The sequence below is a fragment of the Streptomyces sp. NPDC052101 genome, from assembly GCF_040680235.1.
GTDB lineage: Bacteria > Actinomycetota > Actinomycetes > Streptomycetales > Streptomycetaceae > Streptomyces.
This window is the reverse complement of record NZ_JBFAWH010000114.1, coordinates 1-2,161: the sequence shown is the minus strand read 5'-3', so window position 1 is coordinate 2,161 and position 2,161 is coordinate 1. Positions and strand designations below refer to the sequence as shown.

Sequence of the window (2,161 nt, the reverse complement as noted above, 5' to 3'; positions counted from 1 at the left end):
CACCACACGCGCAGACGCACCCAACTCACCCAACTCGGCAACCAACTCAACCGCACCCGGCGCCTCCACACCACGCCGACTCACCAACACCAGATTTGACACCCCGTACTCGGTCACCAGATGACGCGCCACCGCCCGACCGATCGTCCCCGTACCACCCGTCACCAACACCGTGCCATCCACAGCACCAAGGGGCTGGGACTGCTCGGTGACCCGGCGGAGTCGCGGTACCGATGCCGTACCGGCCCGTACGGCCACCTCGGGCTCACCCGCGGCGAACCCGGCAGCCACCACCGCGTCCAGCGCCCCCTCCGACGCGTCACTGCCATCCAGGTCCACCTGCACGATCCGACCCGGATTCTCCGAGCACGCCGACCGCACCAGACCACGCACCGACGCCTGCACCACATCCACCACATCACCCGGCACCACGGACGCCCCACCCCGCGTCACCACCACCAGACGCTCAGCCGACACCTCACCACCGGCAAGCCACCGCTGGATCCCGCCCAGCACCTCACCCACCACAGCACGCACCGCAACAGGGACATCACCCTCACCCACCGAAGCCCGCAGCACCAGCACATCACCCAACAACCCCGCACCATCGGCCGACTCCACCGGCATCACCGCCCACTCCACCTCGAACAGCGAGTCCCTGTTCACAGTGGCAGCGCTACCGGCGTCCGGCGCGGCCGAACGGCACTCAAGGCCGTCGACGGTCAGTACGGGCTGCCCCGTGCTGTCGGCCATCACGAGGGAGATGGCGTCGTCGCCGGCCCGGGTCACCTTGACGCGAGCCGCCGTGGCGCCCGTCGCGTGGACCCGCACACCCGTGAACGAGAACGGCAGACGCGGCTCCGTGTCATCGTCCTCGAACGAGCCCACGAGCGGCCCCCGCAGGGCTGCGTCGATCAGTGCGGGGTGCACACCGAAGCGCTCGGCGTCGGCCGCGGCCGACTCCGGCAGCTCGACCTCGGCGAACACCTCCTCGCCCCGCCGCCACACCGCACGCACCATCGGCTCATGGATTTCGGCGACGTCCACAGCGGCGGCGCCGGCCGGCGGCCACTGTTCCGGCCTCTCGGGCACCGGGACGATCCCGGTGCCCGGAACCACCGTTCCTTCGGCGTGGCAGGTCCACTCGGCGTCCCACCCGTCCGGCGCCATCCGCGAGAACACCCGCACCGGCCGCTGCCCCCGCTCATCGGCGTCGCCGACGGCCACCTGCACATCCACGGCCGACTCGGCGTCCGTGATCACCAACGGCGACCGCAGCACCAACTCGCCGACCACGTCACACTCCACGAACTCGCCCGCCCTCAGCACCAGTTCAAGCAGCCCCGCACCCGGCACCAGTACCCGACCCGACACCGTGTGGTCAGCCAGCCACGGCTGTGCGGCCAGCGACAACCGGCCCGTGAACACCAACCCCCCACCATCGGCCAGGCTCACCCCGGCCGCCAGCAGCGGATGCCCGACCAACGACAGCCCCGCCCCACCGACGTCACCCACACCCGCCGACCCCGACAACCAGAAACGCTCCCGCTGGAACGCATACGTCGGCAGATCAACCCGCCCGCCCCCACCCACGACCGCGGTCCAGTCCACCTCCACCCCACGCACCCACAGCTCCGCCAACGACATCACGACCCGACCCAGACCACCCTGGTCACGGCGGAGCGTGCCCACCGACACCAGATCCGCACCAGCCGCCTCGGCCACCTCACCCACCGCACCAGCCAGCACCGGATGCGGACTGACCTCGACGAAGACACCACTGCCCTGCCCCGCCAGCGCGGTGACGGTCTGCGCGAACCGCACCGGCTCACGCAGATTGCGATACCAGTACTCCGCGTCCAACCCCGCACCATCGACCTCGACACCAGTCACCGTCGAGTACATCGGCACATCACCCGACCGCGGAACGATCACAGCAGCCAGCTCGAGAAGCCGGTCACGGACCTGCTCGACGTGCGGGGTGTGCGAGGCGTAGTCCACCGGAATCGTCCGCGTACGAACCCCCGCCACCTCGGCATCCGCGACCACACCGGCCAGCGCGTCGATGTCACCGGCGACCACCGTGGCACCCGGACCGTTCACCACAGCCACCCACACACCCGCGCGACCCGCGATCAGCTCCTCCACCCGAGCCACCGGC

General features: G+C 70.5%; 1 protein-coding gene. It reads right to left on the bottom strand.

What is annotated here, in order from left to right; genetic code table 11:
- The coding region (locus tag AB0L75_RS44065) for an acyltransferase domain-containing protein (protein WP_365191923.1) at positions 1-2,148 on the bottom strand (2,148 nt) is incomplete at its 3' end.
- Positions 2,149-2,161: the final 13 nt, after the last annotated feature.